General features: G+C 71.2%; 2 protein-coding genes. One reads left to right on the top strand and one right to left on the bottom strand.

The features are described 5' to 3' along the window. Positions 1 to 609, bottom strand: a 609-nt coding sequence (locus ACFV4N_RS43030; protein WP_499678466.1) for a Gfo/Idh/MocA family protein, incomplete at its 3' end; no start/stop codon positions are given. Positions 610 to 771: 162 nt separating this feature from the next. On the opposite strand from ACFV4N_RS43030, the gene ACFV4N_RS43025 reads away from it, so the two are divergent. Then, positions 772 to 1,983 carry a cytochrome P450 gene (locus ACFV4N_RS43025; protein WP_499678465.1) on the top strand — a complete coding sequence of 404 codons (1,212 nt, stop codon included), beginning with the start codon at positions 772 to 774 and terminating at the stop codon, positions 1,981 to 1,983. The last annotated feature ends 173 nt before the right edge of the window (positions 1,984 to 2,156 follow it).

Here is a 2,156-nt window from a genome sequence, read left to right as displayed (position 1 = left end):
CCCCACCACCGCCCACGCCGCGTCCCCCTCGTCCCGCAGCGACACCAACGCCGTCGGCTCCACCAACCGCGCCAGCACCGTCAACTGGTTGATCCCCGAATCCGCCCACGGCGACACGTACGACGCGAACGCGCCCTCCCCCCTGCCCACGTACGGGTCGCAGAACAACGACGTCACCCCCGTCACCGGACCCCACTCCGGGTGCGCCGCAACCAGCGACGCCGCCCACTCCACCTCCGGCGAGAACGCGAAGTGGTGCGCGGTGAACACCCGACCCCGGTCCAGCGCGCCCAGCCGCGCCAACGACGCCACGTCCAGCGCCAACGGCTTCTCCACCAGCACCCGCGCCCCCGACGACCCCAGCACCAGCGCCGCCAGCTCCACGTGCGAGTCCGCCGGCGTCGCGACCACCACCAGGTCCGGCCGGTGCGCGCCCAACGCCTCCGCCGCGTCGACGTGGTGCGGCGGGGTCGCGCCCCGGAACACCGGCGGTCCGGCCACCGGGTCCGCGGTGAACTCCAGGTCCACGTCGGACCGCTCGGCCAACACCTCCAGGTGCGTCGCCGCGATCGTGCCCACGCCGATCAAGCCCACCCGAGTCTTCGTCACTTCCTGGAGTATTCCTGATCACTCGGCAGAGTCGCCTCCTCCCGAAAGCGTGAGTTAAGTCTCCACTGAAGTTACAGAGTGAAGTACACGAAAGAGTCTCGGTTACGCCATTGCGCCGACATGGCTGGTGCCGCGTCACGTGGACTGGACAGACTGGCGATCATGACCGATTCAACCCTGGCGCTGCCGGCCCACGACCTGTTCTCCCCCGAGGCGACGGCCGACCCCACCTCGCTGCTGCACCGGATCCGCGCCGAGTCCCCGATCAGCGCGATCCCCCAGCTCGACGCCTACCTGTTAACCCGGCACGCCGACATCGTCGCCGCGCTGAAGGACCGCCGCCTGGTCCCCGCGAACATGACGCAGATGCTGGGCGCGTTCACCCCCGAGGAGCAGGAGGAGCTGACCCCCCTGCGCCTGTCCGTCGAGCTGTGGATGGGGCACACCAACGAGACCGACCACGTCCGGTTCCAGCAGTTGCTCAAGCGCTACTTCACCCCCGCCACGGTCAACGGCCTGCGCCCGCGCGTGCGGGAGCTGACCAACGAGCTGCTCGACGCCGTGGCCGACCGCGGCCGCATGGACGTGGTCACCGACCTGGCCTACCCGCTGCCCGCCAACGTGATCGCCGAGATGCTCGGCATGCCCACCGACGACCGCGAGCGGCTCCAGGCCTGGTCGCGCGACATCGTGGCGATCTTCCAGCTCGCCGACGCCGACCGGCTGCGGCGCTCGCAGCGCAGCGTGCTGGAGATGCAGGACTACGTGCGCGAGCTGGTCCGGGAACGCCGCGGCGACCCGCGCGACGACCTGATCAGCATGTTCATCGCCGCCGAGGCCGAGGGCGTGGTCACCGAGGACGAGATCGTCGCCAACTGCGTGCTGCTGCTGTTCGCGGGCCACGAGACCACCGCGGGCCTGATCGCCAACGGCCTGGTGCTGCTGCTCGACCACCCCGACCAGCTCGCGCGGCTCAAGGCCGACCCGTCGCTGACGCCCTCCGCGGTCGAGGAGATGCTGCGCTGCGACGGCCCGGCGAGCCTGATCGTGCGGCAGAGCACCGAGCCGTTCGCGCTGGGCGGCCTCGACCTGCCCGCGGGCAAGCGGTTCTACCTGGCCATGATGGCCGGCAACCGCGACCCGGAGGTCTTCCCCGACCCCGACCGCTTCGACATCGCCCGCAAGCCCAACCGGCACACCGCCTTCGGCCTGGGCGCGTTCTACTGCCTGGGCGCCGCGCTGGCGCGGGCCGAGGCCGACGAGTGCTTCCGCGTGCTGCTGGAGCGCTGCCCGGACCTGCGCCTGGAGTCCGTCGAGCGGGCGCCGGTGCCGCCCCTGACCCACCGGCTGACGTCCCTGGTCGTGTCGTTCTAGTCGGTCGTGATCTTCACCCGCCACAATGGACGGTATGCGCAAACCGAAGGTGTTCGTGGCGGGGCCCGTGTCGTGGAACCGGTTGGTGCTGCTAGACCGGCAGCCCGAGGCGAGGCCCCACACGACCTTCGCCACCGGCCACGGGGCCACCGTCGGCGGCACGTCGGCCGGCA

The sequence above is a fragment of the Actinosynnema sp. NPDC059797 genome (assembly GCF_042732085.1).
Taxonomy (GTDB): domain Bacteria; phylum Actinomycetota; class Actinomycetes; order Mycobacteriales; family Pseudonocardiaceae; genus Actinosynnema.
The sequence above is the reverse complement of the archived record's forward strand: the minus strand, read 5'-3'. Positions and strand labels throughout refer to the sequence as shown.